A 22583-nucleotide genomic window follows, 5' to 3' on the forward strand; every position below is an offset into this window, starting at 1 on the left:
CAGAATGTCCTGTGAATTCCATTTATCAGAAGGTGACGCCCATTTTGATGCTCAGTTCCGGGTGCTGATCGACGAAGCGCATGTAGCTCTCGGCGCTCTCGCGGAAGGAGACAACCGGGTCAATCAGGTCACGGCAGTCGAGGTAGCCGTTCATCAGCAGCTGCCAGCAGCTGTCTTCAATGCGTTTGCGGTTCCAGCGCGGGTAGTCCGGGTTGGGTTCGCTGCACGCGCGGGAGAAGACAATGCGCGCGTTGTTGAAGTGCGCCTCGCGGCCCAGATTGAAGCCTTCCGGGAAGGGCTTGGCGAACGCCACGTAGGAGATGGTGCCGCCGTAGGCCAGGCCGCGCAGCGAGGCTTGCAGCGCCTGCGCATTGCCGCTGGTTTCGATGATCACGTCCGCGCCGCGCTTGTCGGTCAGGCGTTTGATCTCCAGTCCCAAATCGCAGGTGGTCGGGTCCAGGGCGACGTCTGCGCCATGTTTGCAGGCGATTTCGCCGCGGTGTGACAGCGGATCGACGCCAATCACCAGCGCCGCGCCCGCGCCTTTCGCCAACTGCACGGCGATCTGGCCGATGGCACCGAGGCCAATCACCACCACCACGTCACCGACGCGCACATTGCCGTCACGCACGCCGCTCATGGCGAACTGTGCCGGGTCATAGCAGACGGCGTTCTGCCAGGCCGCGCCTTCCGGCATGTGGCGCAGTTTGTAGTTGTCCACGCCATTGGCGATCACCGTCTCCTGCAACGGGCCGTAGGTGCAGACGCGATCGCCCACTTGGTACTGGGTGACCTGCGCGCCGCGCTCTTCCACCACGCCCACCACCATGTTGCCGAGGGTGAAGTTGCCGAACTCAATGCCGCGTGGCTCGTTTTCACCGCGTGGCATGAACATGTTCCACTCCGGCGAAAATGCCTCGTCGATAAACGGGCTGACGCCACGGAAATCGACCACTTCGGTGCCATGTTTTGGCGCGCCAAACTGCACACGGATACGGACTTCATGGGCCTGCAACGGGCGATCCTGATACTCCACCAGTTCCGCAACACGCGGGGCGACGGCGACTAACTTCTTCATGATTACTCCTCTTAAGGTTCTGGCAGCGTCAGCCTTTGACGCCACCCTCCGTTAAATTGCCTTTGATGAATTTTTCCGACAGGGCATACATCGCGACCACCGGCAGCGCCGTGACCAGCGAGGCGGCCATCATGCGGCCCCAGATGTAGTCCGGCGTGCTGAACAGCGCGTTCAGGCCGACCGGCAGGGTGAAGTGGCCGGCGTCGGACAGGAAGATTGAGGCGAACAGGTAGTCATTCCACGCCACCATGAAGCAGTAGACGAACACCGAAATGATCCCGGAGATCGCCAGCGGCACGGTGATGTAGAAGATGATTTGCAGGCGGTTGAGGACATCCATCATCGCGGCTTCCTCGATGTCCTTTGGAATGGTGTCGAAGTAGCTCTTCAGCATGAAAATGGCGGTCGGCAGGGTCTGCACCACCATGGTGATCACCAGCGCGGTGAGGGTGTCATACAGCCCCAGCGCCGAGATGATTTTGAACAGCGGCACCACCAGCAAAATGCCGGAGAACATATAGACGGTGTAGAAGCTGGTATTGATGGTGATACGGCCACGGAAGCGCAGGCGCGACAGGGCGTAAGCCCCCAGAATCCCCAGCAGCACCGCAATGCCGGAGGAGAGCAGCGACACGCTCAGGCTGTTTTTGAAGTAAGAGACGAACGGGAAGATCGTCGGGTTAAAGATGTCCGCATAGTGCTGCCAGGTCCAGGAGGTCGGCAACAGCGTTGGGTGCAGTGAGATCGCCTCCTTGGTGCTTTTGAACGAGGTCATCAGCATGATAAAGAAGGGGAACAGCACCACCGCCAGAAAGGCGACCAGCGCCAGATAGAAGCCAGTGCTGCGCAGCAGCCTGCGTTTATTTGTTGCCATTTGGAGTCACCCGTTTTCTCGCCAGGAGGATCACAATGAAGATGATGGCGAACAGCACCACCGAGAGCGCCGCCGCTTTACCCAGGTCATTCAGCGCAAAGGCGGTTTTGTAGAGGTACACGCCCAGGATGTTGACCTTGTTGGTCAGCAGGTAGACGTCGGCGAACATGTAGAACATCCAGATGGCGCGCAGGATCACGACCGTTGCCAGCACGGGCATGATGGCCGGCAGGGTGATCATGCGGAACTTCTGCCACAGGTTGGCACCGTCCATCTCTGCCGCCTCATACAGCGACTTGTCGATGGTCTGCAAGATGGCCAAAAACGAGATAAAGGCATAGGGGAAGTAGCGCCAGACAGCGAACAGCACCACCAGCGCAAAGCTGCTCTGCGGGTTGTCGAACCAGAGCGGCGCCCGATCAAACAGGTGCAGGATGTCGCCACCCACCCAGTTGACGATGCCGTAACCGCTGTTGAACATATATTTCCAGGCGAACACCAGCGAGATGGAGGGCGTCACGTAGGAGAGGATCACCAGCGAGCGCGCCGTCTTGCGGAAGCGGAACTCCCGGTTGAAGAACAGCGCCACGGCCAGCCCCAGCCCGGTGCTGCCCAGCACCACCAGCGCGGTGTACCAGAAGGTGACCCACAGTGAGTGGTAGAACTCCGGGTCACTCAGGATGCTCAGGTAGTTGTCGATACCGACAAAGCGATCCTCCAGCAGCGGGTTGAGCGGCAACTTCAGGAAGCTCAGTTGCAGGTTTGCTACCATCGGGTAGACCACCAGCAGGCCGAGCAAGATCATGCTCGGCGCCAGCAGATACCACGCGAAGGCCGTATCCGTTTTTAAACGTTTCCCCAGCCCTGCACGTTTTGCCGGCAGGGGAAGGGTTTGGGAAGCACTCTTCATTCGTTGTTCACTCAGCGTTTCTGAATCAGGCTGGTAATGCGCGCCTGCGTATCGGCCAGCGTGGCGGCCACATCCTTGTTACCGACGGTCACGGCGTTCACCATCTCGCTCAGCGCAGCGGAGCCAGAGATATCGCCCATGCGGGTGAAGTTCTTCTCACCGACCGAGCCAAACACCTGCACGTTGGCGTACTGGTGCACCAGCTCCAGAGAGAGCGGGCCGAAGGCTTTCACCACCGGGTTGTTCTGCCACTCACTGTTGTCAGTCACCAGCTTGGTCAGCGGCAGGGCGGCGCCCGGTGACATCAGCACCCAGCGGGTAGCGTTGTCGGACTGCTCCATAAAGCTGATGAATTTCTTCGCTGCATCACGCTGTGGCTCTTTCAGCCCGGCGGAGATGGTGAGGGCGGTGACGGTGCCGTAGACCGCCTGCGATTTTTCATTCGGCACGGCAAAGCCGATGTCCTGGGCATAGCCCTCGCTGTAGATCGCTGGCAGGATGTAGGTGGAGTAGACGGCCATCGGCACAGTGCCGTTCATAAAGGCGTCTTTCACCTCCATGATGTCGTTGGAGCCGGGCAGGGTGGTTTTTGCCAGCGTCTTGTAGAAGCTGAGCGCCTCGCTCATGGCCGGGGTATCGATGGTGATATTGCCCTCGGCATCAAACACGTTGGCCCCGTTGGAGAGGGCGAACTGCGAGAAGGCCTGTTCAGTCAGCACGCTCTCCGCCGTCGGCAGGCCGATGCCATACTTTTTCAACTCGGGCTTGGTAAAGGCGGTGCTGACGGTCAGCAGTTGCTGCCAGTTGGTCGGCTCGCTAAAGCCAGCGTCAGCCAACGCCTGTTTGCGATACCAGATGCCCTGGATCCAGCCGCTGATTGGCACACCGGTGGCGCTGGTGCCATCCTCGGTCTTCACGATGCGCAGTACGCCGGGGTAGAAGTTGTCCGGGCCGATGCCGCTGATCACCGCATTGACGGCCTCACGGTCAATCAACTGCTCCTTGTCCATGACCTTGGCGTAGTCATGGCTGGTCTCAATCACCGCCGGTAGGGCGCCGCTACGCGCCAGGGTGATGACCTTGGTGTTGTAGGCATCCTCTTCCACCGGCACTGGCTTGACGTCGATGTTGGGGTTCTGCTCCTCGAAACGGGCGATCAACTCGTTGATCACCGCCTGGCGCTCCTGCTCAACGGAGGAGTGCATAAATTCAATGGTCACTGAATCCGGTTTATCCTCTTTGCAACCGGTTAAAGCCAGCGAGCAGAGCAAGGCTGAAATAAGCAGACTGTTTTTATTATTCATCATGATTTCCTTTGCTGGGTGATATTACTTGAGCCAGTAATAACCGTAGGGCGGCACGGTGAAGTTTTGGCTGGAGGAGAATATTTCACCGCTAATAACATCGGTGAGGTTATTTTCCGGCAACGAAACCTTAACTGCCTTGTTACTGACGTTAAACAAACACAGCAGGTCGCCGTTATTTTCTTCACCACGACGGAAAGCCAATAACGCAGGGTGTAATTCCACCACCTGCATAGCGGCATCAGGGTGGAAGGCGGCTAATTTCTTGCGCAGCGCAATCAGGCGGCGCAGGCCAGAAAATATTTGGCTACGCAGCGGGTTGCCGCCGGAAATTTGTGGCTCAATCTCATCAAGCGCATATTTCTGGCGGTTGATAGCGCGGTTATGGCCAGTGCGCTCCACGCCCTCATTGTCATTGCGCGAGCCAAGCAGGCTCTGGATGTAAATGGCTGGCACGCCGGGGAAGGCGAGCAGGATGGCATGGGCCAGCATGAAGCGGCGTACCCGCAGCGCATCACTATCCTTCTGGTGGTTCAATGCATCCAGGTAAGTGACGTTGATCTCATAGGGGCTGGCGCTGCCATCCGGGTTGTTTTTGTAGGAGACGCGCGCGCCCTCCCGTTCCATCGCCTGAGCCAGCGCCAGGATCTGATCTTCTGGCAACAGGCCGCGCAACGGGTTGAGGCCGATGCCATCGTGGGAGGAGAGGAAGTTGAAGAAGGTGCAGTGCGGCGCCGGGATGTCGAGGGCCGCGGCCCAACGGCTCAACGTGGTGGCCTCACCGCAGTGGATGGCGTGAAGCACCAGCGGCGGCAGCGGGAACTGGTACACCATCTGCGCCTCATCCTGGCCATTGCCAAAGTAACTGATGTTGTCGCGGTGCGGCACGTTGGTTTCGGTAATCAGCACGGTGCCCGGTGCCACAACGTCAGCAATGGCGCGGAACAGCTTGACCAGCTGGTGCGTCTTCTCCAGGTGGATGCAGGAGGTGCCCGGCTCTTTCCACATGTAGCCCACCGCATCGAGGCGGACATACTCGGCCCCGCGCGCCAGGTAGCTGAGCAGCACGTTGACCATCCGTTTGAGCACGGCCGGATTGGCGAAGTTCAGGTCGATCTGGTCGGCGCTGAAGGTAGTCCAGATATGGCGCGTCTCGCCATTCGCCAGCGTGAAGGGCGTCAGCAGTGGGCTGGTGCGCGGCCGGGTCACCTGATGCAGGTCGGTCGCCGGATCCATCTCAATGAAGTGGTTGTCGAACTCCGGCTGCTGGGCAAGGTAGCCCTGGAACCAAGCGCTCTGGGCAGAGATATGGTTGCAGACGTAGTCGAACATCAGGCGGGTGCTCTGGTTCAGCTCGCCGATATGCTGCCAATCACCCGCTACCGGGTTCACCTGATGATAATCAATGACCGAGAACCCATCGTCCGAGGAGTAGGGGTAGAAGGGCAGCAGGTGAACCAGCGAGAAGGTGTTTTTCAACCAGCGGTTATAGAAATGGGTGAAGGTTTTCAGCATCGGCTGGCCGATTTCGCTGAACTGATCGGCATAGGTAATTAATACCACGTCCTGTTCATCCCAATGCGCTTTGCGCGCCTGACGAATCACCGCTTTGGCGGATAAGATCAGGTCGGTTAATTCAGCGGCGTCCTGCTGTGTCAGTGTGTCTTGATAAATAGCGTTAAGGAGAGAGTTTATATTTTCCATGTTGCACCTTTTTTATGGGAGCGCTCCCACGAAAAAGGCTACGCCGCGCTATAAACCAAGTCAACGGCCCTCCCTGACCGGGGATTAATCGAAAGCCGTTGCCGAGGATTTGTTGATTTATTTGTGAGGGACGTCAAATTTAATTGCGAAATTTGAGAAATTGAGGCTTCAATTAAATGAATAACTAATTGTATCTCTATTTATATTAATTATGTTTTGCTGGCAGAGTGAGCGCGATAATAGCGCGGCGCACAGCCAGCAGAGATATCACAGCGCTGGCAGCCGCCGGTACCACAGTCGGCTGCCAGCTGCTCAATTTTCCCCATCCTCTCCAGTTGTCCGAGCAGGGCGGCCAGTGTCGGCGGCGATAACCGGCTCAAGCGTAGCAGCTCGGCCTGTGACATCGTGCCATGCAGGCAGAGGGTGTGGTATAGCTCAATCAGCGTCATGGCTGGCACTCCGCAGGGCAGTTGGCTGGTAACGCGGCTGGTAGCGCAGGCGGCGCAGGCCAGCAAACAGCAGGGCGTTCACCAACAGCACCAACGCAATCCGCCAGAGGGAGGCAACCGGGTGCGCGCTGAAGGTCGCCATCTGGTAGAACAGCGTCGCCAGCGAGTAGGCAATATTCAGCCCCCAGCCCACGGCAAACGCCATCCAGCCGAGGCTACTCTCACGGGCGATCGCTCCCATCACCGAGACACACGGCAGGTAGAGCAGCACAAAGATCAGGTAGCTGTAAGCGGAAGCCAGGCTGCCAAATTTCTCGCCCATTGTGCTCATTGCCCCCACTTTCATCTCGCCATCGCCCATGCTGGCGCCAATCGGGTTGGCGAGAACCCCAAGGCTGAAGGTCTGGCGCACGCTCTGCCAGGTCTCCGCCAGTGCCTGTGCCAGCTCCTCTTGCAGGGAGAAGGCAGCCGGATCAAAGGGTGCCTCCTGCAACGTTTCGGCGGTGTAGAGCGTATTGAGTGTGCCGACCACCACCTCCTTCGCCAGCGCGCCGGTCACCAGTCCCACCGCTGCTTGCCAGTTGTCTGGCTGCACGCCCATCGGTGCCAGCAGCGGCGTCGCGACCTGGCTGACCGTCGCCAGCGCCGAGACGTTGAGGGAGTCCGCTGGCTGGCCGCGCAAAGTGAAGCTGTTCAGCGCGCCAATCAGCAGGCTGGCGAGCACAATCACCCGTCCCGCGCGCAGCACAAAGCCCTTCAGCCGCTGCCAGCTTTGGAGCAACAGGCTCTTCAGGTGCGGCACATGGTAGACCGGCAGCTCCATCACAAAGGGGGAGGCGTCGCCACGCATCAGGGTGTGGCGCAGCAGCAGCCCGGTCAGGATGGCGACGGCAATGCCCAGCAGGTAGAGGGAGAAGACCAGCAGCGCGCCATGTCGGCCAAAGAAGGCGGCGGAGAAGACGGCAAAGATCGCCAGCCGTGCGCCGCAGGAGATGAAGGGTGCCATCATGATGGTGATCAGCCGTTCGCGCGGCGTGTCCAGCGTGCGGGTGCCCATAATGGCAGGCACATTGCAGCCGAAGCCGACAATCAGCGGCACGAAGGATTTCCCCGGCAGGCCGAGCGACTGCATCAGCCGATCCATCACAAAGGCGGCGCGCGCCATGTAGCCGGAGTCCTCCAGAAAGGCCAGAAACAGGTACATCAGCCCAATCTGCGGCACCAGCGGCAGCACGGTATTGATGCCGCCGCCGATCCCCTGAGCCAGAAACAGCGTCAGCCACTCCGGCAGGCCGAGCGTCATGCCCAGCCACTGCACGCCGTGGATAAACAGCGCCACCGAGCCGAGGTCAAACAGCGGTTGCAGCGCGCCGCCCAGGTTAATCGCCAGCAGGAACATCAGGTACATCACCAGCAAAAAGAGCGGGATCCCCAGCAGGCGGTGGAGCAGCAGACGATCCAGCCGTTGCGTCAGGCTGTCGGGCGCGGCGTGCTGGCTGTTGCCCACCGCCTGGCACAGCTCGGCGATGCAGCGGTAGCGCGCATCGGCAATCAGCAGCGCCGGATCCTCCTCCAGTTGGTGGCAACTCTCCGGCAAGGCAGCCGCGGCGGTACCGGCGGCGGCCAGACAAAAAATGTCCCCCTCCAGCATCTGGAGCGCCAGCCAGTGACGCTGGCTAAGGGGCTGGCCGTGCGGCAACGCGGCCGCCAGCGCCACGGCCGCCGCCGACAGCGCGGGCGGGTAGTCCACCCGGAAGGGCGCACAGCGCATCGGCAACTGGTCGATTTGCTGTTTCAGCTCCGCCACACCACGCGCGCGGGTGGAGACCAGCGGCACCACCGGGCAGCCGAGCCGCGCCGCCAGCGCCGCCGGGTCAATCTCAATCCCTTGGTGTTGGGCAATATCCAGCATATTGAGCGCCACGATGCAGGGCACGCCCAACTCACGCAGTTGCAGGGTGAGGTAGAGATTGCGCTCCAGATTGGCGGCGTCCACCACGTTGATCAGCAGATCCAGCTCACCGCTCAGTACCGTGCGGCAGGCGATCTGCTCATCCAGTGATGCCTGTTCCGACAGCGTTGTCAGGGAGTAGGTGCCGGGCAGATCAACCAGCGTGACGGCATGGCGGGCCGTGAGGAACCGCCCCTCCTTGCGCTCTACGGTGACGCCAGCCCAGTTGCCGACCCGTTGGCGCGCGCCGGTAAGCTGGTTGAACAGGGTGGTTTTGCCGGCGTTCGGGTTGCCGAGCAGGCCGATGGTCAGGGTTTTCATGGCAGTGGTGTGCTATCCGGGTAGAGGGATCAGGCGCAGGCCTCAAGCAGCAGGCCAGCCAGATCGCGGCGGCGCAGCATCAGGTTGACGTGGCGAGTCTCAATCTGGATCGGGTCGCCCAATGGCGCGACGCGCACCACACTAAAGTGCGAACCGGGCAGGATGCCGAGCGCCAGCAGTTTCTGCCGGTAAGCGGGGGGGATCTGCGGGGCAAAACCCGTGACCCGGTAGTTGTGCTGTGGAAGTAGGGGCATAAGTACCTCAATTTTCCGCCGGGTGGCGCGGCGGCCAACGGGGGCGGGAGTAGGATAAACGAAAGTAAGAATTGTTCTCGCGTGCAATAAAACACCAGAACGGGGTGGCCGCTCCCTAATCCAGATCAAAAAACCGTCAGTTTTTAGGCAGGCAATCGCGCAGGGCTGGGAGGGGGATCGCAGGAAGGAGAGAGGGGCCTACGCCCGGCAGGGTGGCTGCCGGGCGTAGGTAGGCAATCAGCGTTTTTTGCCGAATGCCGCGGCCAGGGCGTCGCCCATGGCACTGTTGGCTGCGGGTTGGCTGGCACGGGGTTTGGCACCGCGCGCGGGCTGGCGCGCCGGTGCCCCGTTGGCGGCATTGCCACCGCCACGGCGGGCGGCAGTTTCACCCGGCTGCTCGTCCAGACGCATGGTCAGGGCGATGCGTTTGCGCGGCAAATCGACCTCCAGCACCTTCACCTTGACGATGTCGCCAGCCTTCACCACGCTATGCGGATCCTCGACGAACTTATTCGCCAGCGAGGAGATGTGCACCAGACCATCCTGATGGACGCCAATGTCCACGAACGCGCCAAAGTTGGTGACGTTGGTGACCGAGCCTTCCAGGATCATGCCCGGCGTCAGATCATTCATCGTCTCCACGCCCTCGGCGAAGGTGGCGGTTTTGAACTCCGGACGCGGATCGCGACCCGGCTTCTCCAGCTCCTTCAGGATGTCGCTGACGGTGGGCACGCCGAAACGGTCGTCGATGAAGTCCACCGCTTTCAGCGTGCGCAGCGTGGTCGGGTTGCCCATCAGCGCCTGCAACGACTGCTCGGTGGCGGCGAGAATGCGTTCAACCACCGGGTAGGTCTCCGGGTGAACGGTGGAGGCATCCAGCGGGTTGTCGCCGTGGTTGATGCGCAGGAAGCCAGCGCACTGCTCAAAGGCTTTCGGGCCGAGGCGGCTTACCTTCAGCAGTTGGGCGCGGTTGTTGAAGCGGCCATGCTCATCACGCCAGTTGACGATGTTCTGCGCCATCACCCGCGTCAAACCGGCGACGCGGGTCAGCAGCGGCACCGAGGCGGTGTTCAGGTCAACGCCAACGCCGTTCACGCAATCCTCTACCACCGCGTCCAGCTTTTTCGCCAGTTGGGTCTGGCTGACATCATGCTGGTACTGGCCAACGCCGATCGATTTCGGGTCGATTTTCACCAGCTCCGCCAGCGGGTCTTGCAAGCGGCGGGCGATGGAGACGGCGCCGCGCAGCGACACATCCAGATCCGGGAACTCCTGGGCCGCCAGCTCGGAGGCCGAGTAGACCGAGGCACCCGCCTCGCTGACGATCACCTTCTGCGCCGTCACTTCCGGGTACTGCTTTTGCAGGTCGAGGAAGAAGCGCTCGGTTTCACGCGAGGCCGTGCCGTTGCCGATGGCGACCAGATCCACCCGGTGCTTCACGCACAGCGCCGCGACCGCCGCGGCAGCACGCGCGGTCTGGCCGGTATGCGGGTAGACGGTGTCGGTTGCCACCAGTTTGCCGGTGGCATCGACGACCGCCACCTTGACGCCGGTGCGCAGGCCCGGATCGAGGCCCATGGTGGCGCGCGGGCCAGCCGGGGCGGCCATCAGCAGATCGTGCAGGTTGCGGGCGAAGACGTTGATCGCCTCCTCTTCCGCGCGCTCGCGCACGCTGCCCATCAGCTCGGTTTCGAGGTGCAGCAGCACTTTGATGCGCCAGGTCCAGTTGACCACCGCCCGCCGCCAGCCGTCGGCCGGGGCGTTGTTCAGGCGCAGGCCAAGGTGATCGATGATGATCTGCTCGGCATAGCTCTCACGCGGCGGCTCCTCGCTGTGCGGGTCGGCATTCAGTGAGAGTTGCAGCACCCCTTCATTGCGGCCACGGAACATCGCCAGCGCACGGTGGGAAGGCACCTGGGCAATCGGCTCATGGTGATCGAAGTAGTCGCGGAATTTCGCGCCCTCCTCCTGTTTGCCCTCCGCCACGCGGGAGACCAGATGGGCGTTCTTCCACAGGTAGTCACGCACCTTGCCGAGCAGGGCGGCGTCCTCCGCGAAGCGCTCCATCAGGATATAGCGCGCGCCGTCGAGCGCCGCTTTCACATCCGCCACGCCCTTGTCGGCATCGACGAAGGCGGCGGCGGCCTCTTCCGGCACCTGCTGCGCATCTTGCCACAGGCGCTCTGCCAGCGGGGCCAGCCCGGCCTCCAGCGCGATCTGTCCGCGCGTGCGGCGCTTGGGTTTGTACGGCAGGTAGAGATCTTCCAGTTCGGTTTTGCTCATCGTGCCGTTGATGGCGGCCGCCAGCTCGCCGGTGAGTTTGCCCTGCTCCTCAACAGACTTCAGGATGCTCTGGCGGCGATCTTCCAGCTCACGCAGATACCCCAGGCGGCTCTCCAGCTGGCGCAGTTGTGTATCGTCCAGACCGCCGGTCGCTTCCTTACGGTATCGTGCGACAAACGGCACGGTGTTTCCTTCATCCAACAGGCGGATAGCGGAGTCAACTTGCTCCGGTCTGGCCTGCAATTCAGTTGCAATAATGCGGCTCAGGGAATTATTCATCATGAGTATCTATCGTGTGGCGTTAGTCAATCAGGGCACTGTTATACGGAGTGCGCCGCCAAAATGCCAGCCGTGCGCGGCATTCTGCGGCGGGGTGGGGCGGTTTCGGAACATTTACCGTGTTAGCCGAGGTTACCGGGCGTGGCATCGCTCTCCGGCTCGTCGGGCAGGTAGTCGATGCGGTTGACGCACCACACTTTGACGCCGAGCGGGGTGGGGACATTCACCTCATCATCCACCTCCTTTTTGATCAGTGCGCGCGCCATCGGTGCGTCGATGGAGACGTAATCCTTACGGCCGTAGATCTCATCCGGGCCGACAATGCGAAAGCGTTTCACCTCGCCCTCCTCATTCTCCACTTCCACCCAGGCGCCGAAGAACACCCGGCCATCCTGCTGCGGCGAGTAGTCAATCACCCGCACCGCCTCCAGCCGCTTGCGCAGGAAGCGCACCCGCCGGTCAATTTCACGCAGCAGCTGCTTGTTGTACTTGTAGTCGGCGTTCTCGCTGCGGTCACCGAGGCTGGCGGCCCACGCGACCTTTTCGGTGATCTCTGGCCGACGCTCGCGCCACAGATAGTCCAGCTCACGCTTCAGCTTGTTGTACCCTTCGCGGGTAATCAGGTCGCTCTTCATCTGGGGAGTGCTCTCGTTTTGGCTCATCGGCTCTTTATAACGTCTGGCGGCGGCCATTGTCACGGCTTTCGCCGGCTGTCATGGCGGCCATAAACCCGTTAAAATCTGCTTGCATTACAGGGTATAAAGGCGGGAGCTTATCACTCGTCCCTTTGGGTTTGCGTGAAACGGCAGTGCGAGGGGGCAGGCAAAAGTGTTGATAAGTGAGGAAAACAATAATCTTTGTAACAATTTCGTCTAGAATATATACCATAAAACACTGTCTGAGCGGGCGTTGATTCTTAACAATACAACCGTATTGAAAACATAAGTTGGTCAGGCTGAAACCTGCCATTCACATGAAATGTTATCTGGGTTAATTGATGCCCGCCGGGTTCAGGCACACAGCCTTTGGGAGTTAAGACATGCAAGAGAATCATAAGATTCTGGTGGTGGATGATGACATGCGTTTACGCGCGCTGCTGGAACGTTACCTGACGGAGCAGGGCTTCCAGGTTCGCAGTGTGGCCAACGCCGAACAGATGGACCGCCTGCTGACGCGTGAATCCTTCCACCTGATGGTGCTGGATCTGATGCTGCCGGGTGAAGATGGCCTCTCCATCTGCCGCCGTCTGCGTAGCCAGAGCAACCCGATGCCGATCATCATGGTGACGGCCAAGGGCGAAGAGGTGGATCGGATCGTCGGCCTCGAGATTGGCGCGGATGACTACATCCCGAAACCCTTCAACCCGCGTGAGCTGCTGGCGCGTATCCGCGCGGTACTGCGCCGTCAGGCCAACGAGCTGCCGGGCGCGCCTTCTCAGGAAGAGGCAGTGATCTCCTTCGGCAAGTTCAAGCTGAACCTCGGCACGCGTGAGATGTTCCGTGAAGATGAGCCGATGCCGCTCACCAGCGGGGAGTTCGCGGTACTGAAGGCGCTGGTCAGCCACCCGCGTGAGCCGCTCTCCCGTGACAAGCTGATGAACCTGGCCCGTGGCCGCGAATACAGCGCCATGGAGCGCTCGATTGACGTCCAGATCTCCCGCCTGCGCCGCATGGTGGAAGAGGATCCGGCCCATCCGCGCTATATCCAGACCGTATGGGGTCTGGGCTACGTCTTCGTCCCGGACGGCAGTAAAGCATGAGGCGATTGCGCTTTTCACCGCGTAGCTCCTTTGCCCGAACCCTGCTATTAATCGTCACCCTGCTGTTCGTCAGCTTGGTGACGACCTATCTGGTCGTCCTGAATTTCGCCATCCTGCCCAGTTTGCAGCAGTTCAACAAGGTGCTGGCATACGAAGTGCGTATGCTGATGACCGACCGGCTGCAACTGGAGGACGGCACCTTGTTAGAGGTGCCGCCAGCATTCCGCCGCGAGATCTATCGTGAACTGGGCATTTCGCTCTACACCAACGCCGCCGCTCAGGAGAGCGGCCTGCGTTGGGCGCAGCACTACCAGTTCCTGAGCCAGCAGATGGCACAGCAGCTGGGTGGCCCGACAGACGTGCGCGTCGAGATGAACAAGAATACCCCGGTAGTCTGGCTCAAGACCTGGCTCTCGCCCGATATCTGGGTGCGAGTGCCGCTGACGGAGATCCATCAGGGGGACTTCTCGCCGCTGTTCCGCTATACGCTGGCGATTATGCTGCTGGCGATTGGCGGTGCCTGGCTGTTCATCCGTATGCAGAACCGGCCGCTGGTGGAGCTGGAGCACGCGGCGTTGCAGGTCGGCAAGGGAATCATTCCCCCGCCGCTGCGCGAGTATGGTGCCTCGGAGGTGCGCTCGGTGACGCGCGCCTTTAACCAGATGGCGGCTGGCGTGAAGCAGTTGGCGGATGACCGTACCCTGCTGATGGCCGGGGTCAGCCATGACTTGCGTACCCCGCTGACGCGCATCCGGCTGGCGACAGAGATGATGGGCGATGAGGATGGCTATCTGGCAGAGTCGATCAACAAGGACATTGAAGAGTGCAACGCCATTATTGAGCAGTTCATCGACTACCTGCGCACCGGGCAGGAGATGCAGACCGAGCTAAGCGACCTGAACACCATTCTCGGTGAGGTGATCGCCGCTGAAAGTGGCTATGAGCGTGTGATTGAGAGTGATCTGGCACCGGCGGAACTGCTGGTGGATGTGCATCCGCTCTCCATCAAGCGCGCCGCGGTCAATATGGTGATCAACGCCGCCCGCTACGGCAACGGCTGGATCAAGGTCAGCAGCGGCCATGAGTTGCAGCGCGCCTGGTTCCAGGTGGAGGATGACGGCCCCGGCATCCGGCCTGACCAACTCAAGCACCTGTTCCAGCCGTTCGTGCGTGGCGACAGCGCCCGCAGCACCAGCGGCACCGGGCTGGGGCTGGCGATTGTGCAGCGCATCATTGACGCCCATGCCGGTGTGCTGGACATCGGCAGCAGCGAGCGCGGCGGCCTGCGCATCCGCGCCTACCTGCCGCTGCCCACGCTCAAAGGCAAGGAGAGCGGCAACGGCAATGGCACCCCGCCAAAAGCCACTGACGGCATCCCGCCGCCAGCCTCCCGTTCCTGAACGCCCGGTTCCGCCCTGACGCGGAACCGGCGCGCTTCGCCTGCCTTGACGGGCGACTTACATCCGCTATTTCCGGCTCATCACAAAGTACTCGGCCGCCTCCTCATGGAAGCGCGGTTTCCCCTGTTCGCCCCACGGGTTGACGGTCACCAGCCCGCAGTGCGCAAAATCCAGCGGCTGGCGGGTGGCCAGTTGCGCCTGATGGTGCAGGCAGATGGCGGCGGTATAGAGCGTGGCCTGATCCAGGCTGACGCCCTGCCGCCGGTGATCCGCCTGAAGCGCGGCGGCGCGCAGGGCGCAGTGGGCATCAAAGGGCAGCAGCCGTTCGGCGAACTCCTCATTCAATAGCGCCAGCAGCGCCTCCTGCACCCGGCGCTGGCGTTGCGGGTCGGGCAGCGCCTGCACGGCGCTGAACAGCTCGGTGACCGTCACCGCCGTCAGCGCCAACTGGTTGGCGTCCTGCATATCCAGCCACTGCATCACCTGGCGGTGCGGTTCCGGCCGGATCAACTCCATGACAATGGCGGTATCCAGCACAATCATCACTCAATCTCCCACTGCCGGGGTAGCTGGTCACGCACAGGTGCGCGCAGGTCGCCTTCGCTCAGGGCGGCGAAACGCTGGTGGATGCGGCTCGCAAGGCCATAGTTTGGCGTGCCGCCCAGCATCGCCTGCCGCAGGATGGAGCGTACCTCCTCCTCCATCGAGTGGCCATTGCGGGCCGCCGCCAGACGCAGCAGCTCTTTTACTTCATCATCAAGGTTGCGGATTGTCAGAGTAGCCATAAGAGAGACTTATTTAATTGGGGATATCTGGATCACGGCTGGCAGCCGTGGCGGCTACCAGCGTGAAAATCAGGCGCGCGGGGCGCGCCTGGGGGGACGTCAGAGTGACGGGCCAGCGCTGACCAGCGCCGCACCTGCCGGGGTGTCCGTGTACTTGTCAAAGTTGTCGATGAACTGACGCGCCAGATCCTGCGCTTTTGCCTGCCACTGTGCCGCATCCGCATAGGTGTTGCGCGGGTCGAGCAGCTGCTCATCCACGCCCGGCACTGACACCGGCACCGCCAGGTTGAAGATCGGCAGCGTGAAGGTCTCCTGCTGGTCGATCTCGCCGCTGAGGATGGCGTTGATGATGGCGCGGGTGTGCTTCAGGGAGATGCGCTTGCCGGTGCCATTCCAGCCGGTGTTCACCAGGTAGGCCTGGGCACCCGCGGCCTGCATCCGTTTCACCAGCACTTCCGCGTACTGGGTCGGGTGCAGGCTCAGGAAGGCTGCGCCGAAACAGGCGGAGAAGGTAGGCGTCGGCTCGGTCACGCCGCGCTCAGTACCGGCCAGCTTGGCGGTGAAGCCAGAGAGGAAGTGGTACTGGGTCTGGTCGGCCGTCAGGCGCGATACCGGCGGCAGCACGCCGAAGGCATCCGCGGTCAGGAAGATCACCTTGGTGGCATGGCCCGCTTTCGAAACCGGCTTGACGATGTTGTCGATGTGGTAGATCGGGTAGGAGACGCGGGTGTTCTCGGTTTTGGAGGCATCATCGAAATCGATGGAGCCATCCTCGCGCACCACCACGTTCTCCAGCAGCGCGTCGCGGCGGATGGCGTGGTAGATCTCCGGCTCGGCCTCTTCAGAGAGCTTAATGGTTTTGGCGTAGCAGCCGCCCTCAAAGTTGAAGACGCCGTCATCATCCCAGCCGTGCTCGTCGTCGCCAATCAGCTGGCGTTTCGGATCGGTAGAGAGGGTGGTTTTGCCGGTGCCTGAAAGGCCAAAGAAGACCGCCACGTCGCCCTGTTCGCCAACGTTGGCGGAGCAGTGCATGGAGGCGATATTTTTCAGCGGCAACAGGTAGTTCATCACCGAGAACATGCCCTTCTTCATCTCGCCGCCGTACCAGCTCCCGCCAATCAGCTGGATATTTTCCGTCAGGTTGAAGGCAACAAAGTTCTCGGAGTTCAGCCCCTGCTCGCGCCAGTTCGGATTGGTGCAGCGGGCGCCGTTCATGACGATAAAGTCAGGCGTAAAATCAGTGAGTTCCTCATCCGTCGGACGTATGAACATGTTTTTAACGAAATGGGCCTGCCAGGCCACTTCGGTAATAAAACGCACCTTCAGACGGCTATCCGGGTTGGCGCCGCAGAAGGCGTCCACCACAAACAAACGTTTGCCTGACAGCTGCTCAGTGACGCAGGCTTTCAGGGCATCCCAGGTCTCCTGGCTCAGGGGTTTATTATCATTCTTGCCTTTGCCTTCGTCTGCCCACCAAACGGTGTCACGCGTGGTGTCATCACGCACGATGTACTTATCTTTCGGCGAGCGGCCGGTGAAGATACCGGTGTCAACGGAGATGGCACCCAGGCTGGTCTCGATGCCGCGCTCGTAGCCTTCCAGCCCTGGCGCCGTCTCTTCCTGATACAGGCGTGCGTAATCAGGGTTATAGACGATTTCGCTGACATTATGGATGCCGTAGGCGGCCAAGGTATCGGGGGATATACCGTGATCACGCATTTCACTACTCCTTAGTTGCTATACGTTACTAACACAGTGTGTAGGGTTAGGATCTGTATTAAACGCGATAGACTTCAAAAAAAATAATAGTTAACGCTTATTTTTAACAATTATGGGAGATGGCACACGTCATAAAATGCAACGTGCGCAATATCCCAAAGCGAACGCATAAAAAAAGGGCAGCCGGCTGGCTGCCCTGTGGGATCAATGGACGTGCGGGCCCGGCTCGCTGCCTGACGTGCGCAGGCCAGCGACGTCCACTTTGTCGAAGACATAGTGGTTGCCGCAGTAGTCGCAGTGCATGTCGATCTGGCCTTCCTCTTCCAGGATCTGCGTCAGCTCCTCATCGGGCAGCGAACGCAGCGCGTCGGCGCAGCGGGCGCGCGAGCAGGTGCAGCGGAACATGATATCTTGCGGCTCATACACCGTGACCTCCTCCTGATGGTAGAGGCGGTAGAGCACGTCGTGGGCCGGCAGCTCAAACAGCTCCTCGCCCTTGATGGTGGCGGTCAGCTGGGTCAGGTGATCGAAATCATCATTGGTGGCGTTCTGCGCGGGCAGTACCTGCAGCAGCATTCCGCCCGCCGCCGGCAGGCCGTCGCTTTCACCGGTGCGGATGAACAGGCGGGTCGGCAGCTGCTCGGACTGCATGAAGTAGCCCTCCAGACATTCGGCCAGGGTATCACCCTCCAGACCCACCACGCCCTGATAGCGCTCGCCCTCGGCTGGCGTGATGGTAATCACCATCACGCCGTTGCCAATCATCTGCTTCAGGCCGCTCTCCGGCGCAATCTCCGCGCCCTCCTGCACCCGTGCCACACCGCGCAGCTCCTGGCGGTTGTTGCCGTTGACCACGGCCATTTTCAGCGGGCCGTCGCCCTGGATCTGCACGGTGATGTCACCGTCAAACTTCAGGGTGGCGGTCAGCAGGCTGGTGGCCACCAGCAGCTCGCCGAGCAGGGTATTGACCGGTGCCGGATAGTCGTGGTTTTCCAGCACCTGACGGTAGGTCTCGCTCAGCGTGACCAGCTCACCGCGCACCGCGTAGTTCTGGAACAGGTAGCGATGCAGTTGGTCGTGCGTCGCCTTGGAATCTTGATTAGCCATAGTCGTCTCTCTGTGCGGCGAAGGTCACTCGCCTTCGCCAAATTTAAATTTAATCAGGGTGCGGCGCTCTTTCTTATCCGGACGCCGATCCGGATGCGGCATGGTCAGCGAGTGGGTCTTGCGCGCCAACGCCACTTTTTCCCGGTTTTCAATGCTGGCCTCGGTCTCTTGGTAGAGCAGTTGGGCCTCTGGCGCGCCCCGTCGCTGGGCGGTCACCGCCAGCACAATCACGGTACGCTCGTCATTTCCCTGACGCAGCTTGATCTCCGCGTCTACCTCAACCTGTTTGCTCGGCTTGGTGCGCTGTCCGTTGTAGTGGACTTTGCCGCCTTCAATCATTTCACGGGCCAGAGCACGGGTTTTATAGAAGCGTGCGGCCCACAGCCATTTATCCAAACGGACGGCATCGCCATCCTGCTGGGTGTCCTTCATCGCAACCTCCTGAACGGTCTGTCACCGACAGGCAAAGGCCGGTAACAACGTGCGGTAGTCATGCATTGAGGGATGGCGCAGAAAGCGCTTCATCGCCATGCTGGAGTCTGGGTTTTCCACCCCCAGACAGTAGCGGATGCCGTAGGTGCTGGCGGCATCCAGAATCGGCTCGTTGTCATCGACAAAGAGCGTGCGCGCCGGGTCAAAGCCGGTATGCTGCTGCACCGCCTGCCACAGGCGCTGATCCTCCTTGGGATACCCAAATGTATGGGTGGAGATCAATAAATCAAGGTGCGCATCCAATCCGGTGTGCGCCATTTTGACCGCCAGACTCACCGGGTGGGCGTTGGTCAGCAAAATCGTCTGTTTCCCCTGCTCGCGCAGCGCCTGCAGGAAGGGCAGGGTGTCCTCACGTACGCTGGCGCGGTGGCCGACGGCGTGGGTCATGGCCGCGATATCCAGATCGAGGGTGGTGCTCCAGTAGTCGAAGCAGTACCAGTTCAGCGTGTGCTGCACTGCCAAATATTGCGCCTCAATGTAGGCGTGCGCCTGCTCCAGCGGGATGCCACGCCGCTCGCTCAGCGCCTGCGGCACATGCTGCAACCAGAAGTAGCTGTCGAACTCCAGATCAAGCAGCGTGCCATCCATGTCCAGCAAAACGGTATCGATGCAGGTCCAGTCAAACTCCGGCGGCATAGGGTTGTCCTGTGTGGGTGAATCAAGGCGGGCGGCAGAGGCTGGAGGGGGCAGGGCGCCCCGGCATACGCGCCGGTAAAACGTTAGCCTAGCACAGACGCGGGCATCTCTGCCCGGCGTCTTCACTCAATCAGCCAAACGGGCGCAGCGGCATGGTGTCGAGCGTGGGGTTGAAGCAGTTGTCGTAGTAGTGCTGGATGTCACTGAGGCGGCGCTGGTGGCGACGCAGCCGCTTGGCCAGCAGCACGGCGTTGGTGACAAAGCTGACCGCCACCACCAGCAGCAGCAGGCTGGTGCCCATGTAGCGCCACAGCGTGATCATGTCTGGCTCGCTGTGCAGCGAAATATGCCGGGTGCCGTTGGCGTCAATGGTGAGGTTGGTGATGATCCCCTCGGCGCGGAACGGCGTGTGCAGCAGCTGCCCGGAGAGGCGTTGCAGCTCGCGCCACTGATCCTGCGGGCTGAGGTCATACAGCGCCAGCGCTGGCTGGGCGTAGCTGACCAGCTGGCGCCCCTCGTCGCTGGTGATCAGGAAGCCGCCCGGCGGCGGGCTGTTGAGCGCCTGCGCGGCGCGCTGCGTCTCCTGGAAGTAGAAGGAGGAGGCGGCGCTGTTCACCAGATTCTCCAGCGACTCGGCGCTGACCGGACGCAACAGCACATTGATCCCCTTCATGCTGCCCGACAGGGCGCGCTTCACCAGCGCGCCCCAGTTTTGGGCGTTGCCAAGGTTAACCAGCGCGTTCTTCAGCCGCACGCAATCCTCATCGTTGCTGCACAAATCCTGCGTTTTCAGCACGATATCGGCGAAATCATCCAGCAGGATCATGCCTGACTTCTCAATCGCCGTCGCCAGCTGCGGGTTGATATTCGGGTCAGGCGCGCCGCTCGGGTGCAGCTGGTCATTGACCGTTGCCAGCAGCGCCGATGCCTTCTCGATGGTCTCTGACTCCGGCAGCGGCAGCGGGGTGGCGTTGTTCCAGTAGATGCCAGCGCAATCAAACGGCATGAAGGCCGGCCGCGTGTTGGTCGAGGCCTTCGGCGGGATGTAGCACATGCCACTGCCCTGAATGCGTAGGGTGTCGCCGATGCGCAGCGGCGTCTCTTCCAGCGCATGGACGCTGTTGACCTGGGTGCTGCTCGCGCCTTGGATCCAGGCGAGGCTCAGCTTCAGCGGCAGGCTCAGGGAGATGTAGCTGGTCAGCATCAGCAGCACCAGCAGCGAGCCGCACATCAGCACCAGACTTCTGGCCCAGTGTTGCAGCGGGAAGTTCTTGATCTCCTCATGCAGCGACAGGTAACGCCCCTGACGCACCACCTGGCGGTTGAGGTAGATGTCCACATCCGTCACCTGATTGAGGTCGCGTGACACATAGGGCTGCCAGTGCGCCGGATAGATCAGGTCGATGATGCCAAGGGAGATGTTGTTGAGGTTGCCCTGATGGGATTCACCAAACAGCCCCCAGCGCTTGGGCGTGCCGCGTAGGCAGTGGATCTCCTGCAACTCCCGCTCCGGGATGCGGCGCAACAGCCGCCAGCCAGCCCAGCCACTGAGCACCAGCGCCAGCAGGATCAGCCACGGCAGGAACACCATCGGGCTGGTCAGGCTGAAAAACAGCAGCACCATCGCGCCGGAGAGCGCCAGCGCCTCACGGACACCGTTGGACTGGTAGAGCGCATGTTCCTCCAGCGTCTCGCGGCGGATGGTGAGCAGCTCGATATGCTCGCTCTCCTCCTTACGGATCGAGGCATTCTGCGCCGGGGCGGTCACCATCGGCGTGGTGGCTGGGCGGCGGTCATAGGTATGGTTGACCAGCGTATGGCCATTGAGGGAGATCACCAGCGGAATGGTCTGGGTCTTGATGATCTCCACCTGGTTATCCTGCGTGATGTACGGCTCCCAGAACGGCGGCAGGTGCACCTCCTCCGTATCGAGGTAGTAGCGCCACTTGTTCGGCTCGTCGCTTGCCACGCCATAGCGGGTGATGGCTTTGGTCAGCGAGTAGACGATGTCGCTCTTTGGCGTCAGGGTCAGCTTGTCACGCAGGGAGAAGATATTGTTGCTGGCGGAGAGCGAGGTCAGGCTCAGGCGATCGCTCTGGCTCAGATAGCGCTCCACGGCCTGGCGTTCATCGGGTGTCAGTTTGCGTTGATTAGGCTTCATGAAGGGTAAAGAGGCTGCGAAGGGGGTCTGGCGACGAGAGATGCTTCTCAAAAAACCCCCGATTATGATCAGCATGGCAAACAGTACAGCCAATATTAGGACTATTGTGCTCATCCATTCACCATCAGGGCGGCGCTGACCGTTGCCAACGCTTTTAGAAACAGTAAATTAAGTGTATGTCGTGACATGCGAGCCGCTTAACGTACCACCAGAGAGAATCGCGCAAAGGCATAACCAAGAGCTACAGGGCGCATGGGTGATATGGCAAATATAGACCTGACTGGATGATAACAACCCAGTCCAGGGGCCAGTATCGGTATAATCCTATTTTGCCCGTTCACTGCCGTAAGCGTAACCACTTTGCAGAAAAAGATCTTGCAAACCAACAAAGTCTCCCCTTTTTACCTGATAAATGTCATGAAAAAAAGGGCATCCCGCACGGAAAAAAGCCTGTGGCATTCCGCTGGCCTCTGTTAATAATAAAGTAAACCAAACAGGGGATGGCGATGGCCAATGCCTGACGCAGGCTTCTATTCTTGGGGATGACATGGAAAAACCTCTGCAAAAACCAAAAATCCTGAAAGTCGAAACCGTGGCGCGTTCACGGCTCTTCAATGTGGAGTCGGTGGATCTGGCATTCAGCAATGGCCAGCAGCGGGTCTATGAGCGGATGCGTCCCTCCGAGCGTGAGGCCGTGATGATTGTGCCGGTGATCGGCGATGACCTGTTGCTGATCCGCGAATATGCGGTGGGCATTGAGGATTATGAACTGGGATTCCCCAAAGGGCTGATTGATCCGGGCGAGGGGGTGCTGGAAGCGGCCAACCGCGAGCTGATGGAGGAGATTGGCTACGGCGCGCACCGCTTTGATGTGCTGAGCAAGCTGACGATGGCGCCCTCCTACTTCTCCAGCAAGATGAACATCGTGGTCGCGCGGGATCTGTTCCCCAAAAAGCTGGAGGGGGATGAGCCGGAGCCGTTGGTGCAGGTGCGCTGGCCGGTGGCGCGCATGATGGAGCTGCTGCAACAGCCGGACTTCCGCGAGGCGCGCAACGTCAGCGCACTGTTCCTGGCGCAGCAGTTTTTCCAACAGGCGCTCTGAACGACGCCATAAAAA

At 60.7% G+C, this 22583-nt stretch carries 20 protein-coding genes; 3 read left to right on the forward strand and 17 right to left on the reverse strand.

Annotated elements, in window-relative coordinates:
* Positions 1-25: 25 nt before the first annotated feature.
* The 10 genes from C1N62_RS00985 to greB form a co-directional block, all read right to left on the reverse strand.
* Positions 26-1078, reverse strand: a complete 1053-nt coding sequence (locus C1N62_RS00985; RefSeq protein WP_137761888.1) for a zinc-binding alcohol dehydrogenase — start codon at positions 1076-1078, stop codon at positions 26-28.
* A gap of 28 nt (positions 1079-1106) precedes the next feature.
* Entirely contained in the window at positions 1107-1952 is an 846-nt protein-coding gene (locus C1N62_RS00990) for a carbohydrate ABC transporter permease (RefSeq protein WP_137761889.1), read from the reverse strand.
* Positions 1939-2757, reverse strand: a complete 819-nt coding sequence (locus C1N62_RS00995; RefSeq protein ID WP_240775795.1) for a carbohydrate ABC transporter permease — start codon at positions 2755-2757, stop codon at positions 1939-1941. Before C1N62_RS00995 ends, C1N62_RS00990 begins: the two co-directional genes overlap by 14 nt.
* A gap of 116 nt (positions 2758-2873) precedes the next feature.
* Positions 2874-4166 (reverse strand): ABC transporter substrate-binding protein, encoded by a 1293-nt coding sequence (locus C1N62_RS01000; RefSeq protein WP_137764865.1) that lies wholly within the window; start codon positions 4164-4166, stop codon positions 2874-2876.
* Positions 4167-4190: 24 nt separating this feature from the next.
* Positions 4191-5870, reverse strand: coding sequence for an alpha-amylase family glycosyl hydrolase (locus tag C1N62_RS01005; RefSeq protein WP_137761891.1), 1680 nt, complete (start codon positions 5868-5870; stop codon positions 4191-4193).
* Positions 5871-6079: 209 nt separating this feature from the next.
* Positions 6080-6319, reverse strand: coding sequence for a FeoC-like transcriptional regulator (locus C1N62_RS01010; RefSeq protein WP_137761892.1), 240 nt, complete (start codon positions 6317-6319; stop codon positions 6080-6082).
* Positions 6306-8591 (reverse strand): Fe(2+) transporter permease subunit FeoB, encoded by a 2286-nt coding sequence (gene feoB / locus C1N62_RS01015; RefSeq protein ID WP_137761893.1) that lies wholly within the window; start codon positions 8589-8591, stop codon positions 6306-6308. The genes C1N62_RS01010 and feoB overlap by 14 nt, the downstream gene beginning before the upstream one ends.
* A 29-nt stretch (positions 8592-8620) precedes the next feature.
* Positions 8621-8845 carry a ferrous iron transporter A gene (gene feoA, locus C1N62_RS01020; protein WP_137761894.1) on the reverse strand — a complete coding sequence of 75 codons (225 nt, stop codon included), beginning with the start codon at positions 8843-8845 and terminating at the stop codon, positions 8621-8623.
* A 237-nt stretch (positions 8846-9082) separates the two neighbouring features.
* Positions 9083-11407, reverse strand: a complete 2325-nt coding sequence (locus C1N62_RS01025) for a Tex family protein (RefSeq protein WP_137764866.1) — start codon at positions 11405-11407, stop codon at positions 9083-9085.
* Positions 11408-11529: 122 nt separating this feature from the next.
* Complete coding sequence (gene greB, locus C1N62_RS01030; protein ID WP_240775796.1) at positions 11530-12042, reverse strand: transcription elongation factor GreB; 513 nt, start codon at positions 12040-12042, stop codon at positions 11530-11532.
* 404 nt (positions 12043-12446) lie between these two features.
* Here greB and ompR point away from each other — a divergent pair, with 404 nt between their 5' ends.
* Together ompR and envZ are read left to right on the forward strand one after the other, a co-directional pair.
* Positions 12447-13166 (forward strand): two-component system response regulator OmpR, encoded by a 720-nt coding sequence (ompR, locus tag C1N62_RS01035; RefSeq protein WP_009635740.1) that lies wholly within the window; start codon positions 12447-12449, stop codon positions 13164-13166.
* A complete protein-coding gene (gene envZ / locus C1N62_RS01040) occupies positions 13163-14566 on the forward strand; it encodes a two-component system sensor histidine kinase EnvZ (protein WP_137761896.1) in 1404 nt (467 codons plus the stop codon). Before ompR ends, envZ begins: the two co-directional genes overlap by 4 nt.
* Before the next feature lie 66 nt (positions 14567-14632).
* Here envZ and C1N62_RS01045 read toward each other — a convergent pair whose 3' ends face one another.
* The 7 genes from C1N62_RS01045 to C1N62_RS01075 all read right to left on the reverse strand — a co-directional run bounded on the left by C1N62_RS01045 (position 14633) and on the right by C1N62_RS01075 (position 21580).
* Positions 14633-15109, reverse strand: coding sequence for a type II toxin-antitoxin system VapC family toxin (locus C1N62_RS01045; RefSeq protein ID WP_137764867.1), 477 nt, complete (start codon positions 15107-15109; stop codon positions 14633-14635).
* Positions 15109-15351: a plasmid stabilization protein gene (locus C1N62_RS01050; protein WP_137761897.1), complete on the reverse strand. Its 243-nt coding sequence runs from the start codon at positions 15349-15351 to the stop codon at positions 15109-15111. The genes C1N62_RS01045 and C1N62_RS01050 overlap by 1 nt, the downstream gene beginning before the upstream one ends.
* Before the next feature lie 99 nt (positions 15352-15450).
* Positions 15451-17070: a phosphoenolpyruvate carboxykinase (ATP) gene (gene pckA / locus C1N62_RS01055; protein WP_137761898.1), complete on the reverse strand. Its 1620-nt coding sequence runs from the start codon at positions 17068-17070 to the stop codon at positions 15451-15453.
* Positions 17071-17274: 204 nt separating this feature from the next.
* Positions 17275-18177 (reverse strand): Hsp33 family molecular chaperone HslO, encoded by a 903-nt coding sequence (gene hslO, locus C1N62_RS01060; RefSeq protein ID WP_137761899.1) that lies wholly within the window; start codon positions 18175-18177, stop codon positions 17275-17277.
* A 24-nt stretch (positions 18178-18201) separates the two neighbouring features.
* Positions 18202-18609 carry a ribosome-associated heat shock protein Hsp15 gene (hslR, locus tag C1N62_RS01065; protein ID WP_137761900.1) on the reverse strand — a complete coding sequence of 136 codons (408 nt, stop codon included), beginning with the start codon at positions 18607-18609 and terminating at the stop codon, positions 18202-18204.
* A 21-nt stretch (positions 18610-18630) separates the two neighbouring features.
* Positions 18631-19305, reverse strand: coding sequence for a GMP/IMP nucleotidase (yrfG, locus tag C1N62_RS01070; protein WP_137761901.1), 675 nt, complete (start codon positions 19303-19305; stop codon positions 18631-18633).
* Positions 19306-19435: 130 nt separating this feature from the next.
* Positions 19436-21580, reverse strand: a complete 2145-nt coding sequence (locus tag C1N62_RS01075; protein ID WP_137761902.1) for an intracellular growth attenuator family protein — start codon at positions 21578-21580, stop codon at positions 19436-19438.
* 433 nt (positions 21581-22013) lie between these two features.
* Here C1N62_RS01075 and nudE point away from each other — a divergent pair, with 433 nt between their 5' ends.
* Positions 22014-22568 (forward strand): ADP compounds hydrolase NudE, encoded by a 555-nt coding sequence (gene nudE, locus C1N62_RS01080; RefSeq protein ID WP_137761903.1) that lies wholly within the window; start codon positions 22014-22016, stop codon positions 22566-22568.
* Positions 22569-22583 lie beyond the last annotated feature (15 nt).

It is taken from the genome of Nissabacter sp. SGAir0207 (assembly GCF_005491205.1).
In the GTDB taxonomy this organism is placed as follows: domain Bacteria; phylum Pseudomonadota; class Gammaproteobacteria; order Enterobacterales; family Enterobacteriaceae; genus Chimaeribacter.

Bases quoted from the DNA above. Each gene is read 5' to 3' on its own strand.
- C1N62_RS00985 (WP_137761888.1), bottom strand. From the start codon at position 1,078: ATGAAGAAGTTAGTCGCCGTCGCCCCGCGTGTTGCGGAACTGGTGGAG.
- C1N62_RS00990 (WP_137761889.1), bottom strand. From the start codon at position 1,952: ATGGCAACAAATAAACGCAGGCTGCTGCGCAGCACTGGCTTCTATCTG.
- C1N62_RS00995 (WP_240775795.1), bottom strand. From the start codon at position 2,757: ATGATCTTGCTCGGCCTGCTGGTGGTCTACCCGATGGTAGCAAACCTG.
- C1N62_RS01000 (WP_137764865.1), bottom strand. From the start codon at position 4,166: ATGAATAATAAAAACAGTCTGCTTATTTCAGCCTTGCTCTGCTCGCTG.
- C1N62_RS01005 (WP_137761891.1), bottom strand. From the start codon at position 5,870: ATGGAAAATATAAACTCTCTCCTTAACGCTATTTATCAAGACACACTG.
- C1N62_RS01010 (WP_137761892.1), bottom strand. From the start codon at position 6,319: ATGACGCTGATTGAGCTATACCACACCCTCTGCCTGCATGGCACGATG.
- feoB (WP_137761893.1), bottom strand. From the start codon at position 8,591: ATGAAAACCCTGACCATCGGCCTGCTCGGCAACCCGAACGCCGGCAAA.
- feoA (WP_137761894.1), bottom strand. From the start codon at position 8,845: ATGCCCCTACTTCCACAGCACAACTACCGGGTCACGGGTTTTGCCCCG.
- C1N62_RS01025 (WP_137764866.1), bottom strand. From the start codon at position 11,407: ATGAATAATTCCCTGAGCCGCATTATTGCAACTGAATTGCAGGCCAGA.
- greB (WP_240775796.1), bottom strand. From the start codon at position 12,042: ATGAAGAGCGACCTGATTACCCGCGAAGGGTACAACAAGCTGAAGCGT.
- ompR (WP_009635740.1), top strand. From the start codon at position 12,447: ATGCAAGAGAATCATAAGATTCTGGTGGTGGATGATGACATGCGTTTA.
- envZ (WP_137761896.1), top strand. From the start codon at position 13,163: ATGAGGCGATTGCGCTTTTCACCGCGTAGCTCCTTTGCCCGAACCCTG.
- C1N62_RS01045 (WP_137764867.1), bottom strand. From the start codon at position 15,109: ATGATTGTGCTGGATACCGCCATTGTCATGGAGTTGATCCGGCCGGAA.
- C1N62_RS01050 (WP_137761897.1), bottom strand. From the start codon at position 15,351: ATGGCTACTCTGACAATCCGCAACCTTGATGATGAAGTAAAAGAGCTG.
- pckA (WP_137761898.1), bottom strand. From the start codon at position 17,070: ATGCGTGATCACGGTATATCCCCCGATACCTTGGCCGCCTACGGCATC.
- hslO (WP_137761899.1), bottom strand. From the start codon at position 18,177: ATGGCTAATCAAGATTCCAAGGCGACGCACGACCAACTGCATCGCTAC.
- hslR (WP_137761900.1), bottom strand. From the start codon at position 18,609: ATGAAGGACACCCAGCAGGATGGCGATGCCGTCCGTTTGGATAAATGG.
- yrfG (WP_137761901.1), bottom strand. From the start codon at position 19,305: ATGCCGCCGGAGTTTGACTGGACCTGCATCGATACCGTTTTGCTGGAC.
- C1N62_RS01075 (WP_137761902.1), bottom strand. From the start codon at position 21,580: ATGAGCACAATAGTCCTAATATTGGCTGTACTGTTTGCCATGCTGATC.
- nudE (WP_137761903.1), top strand. From the start codon at position 22,014: ATGGAAAAACCTCTGCAAAAACCAAAAATCCTGAAAGTCGAAACCGTG.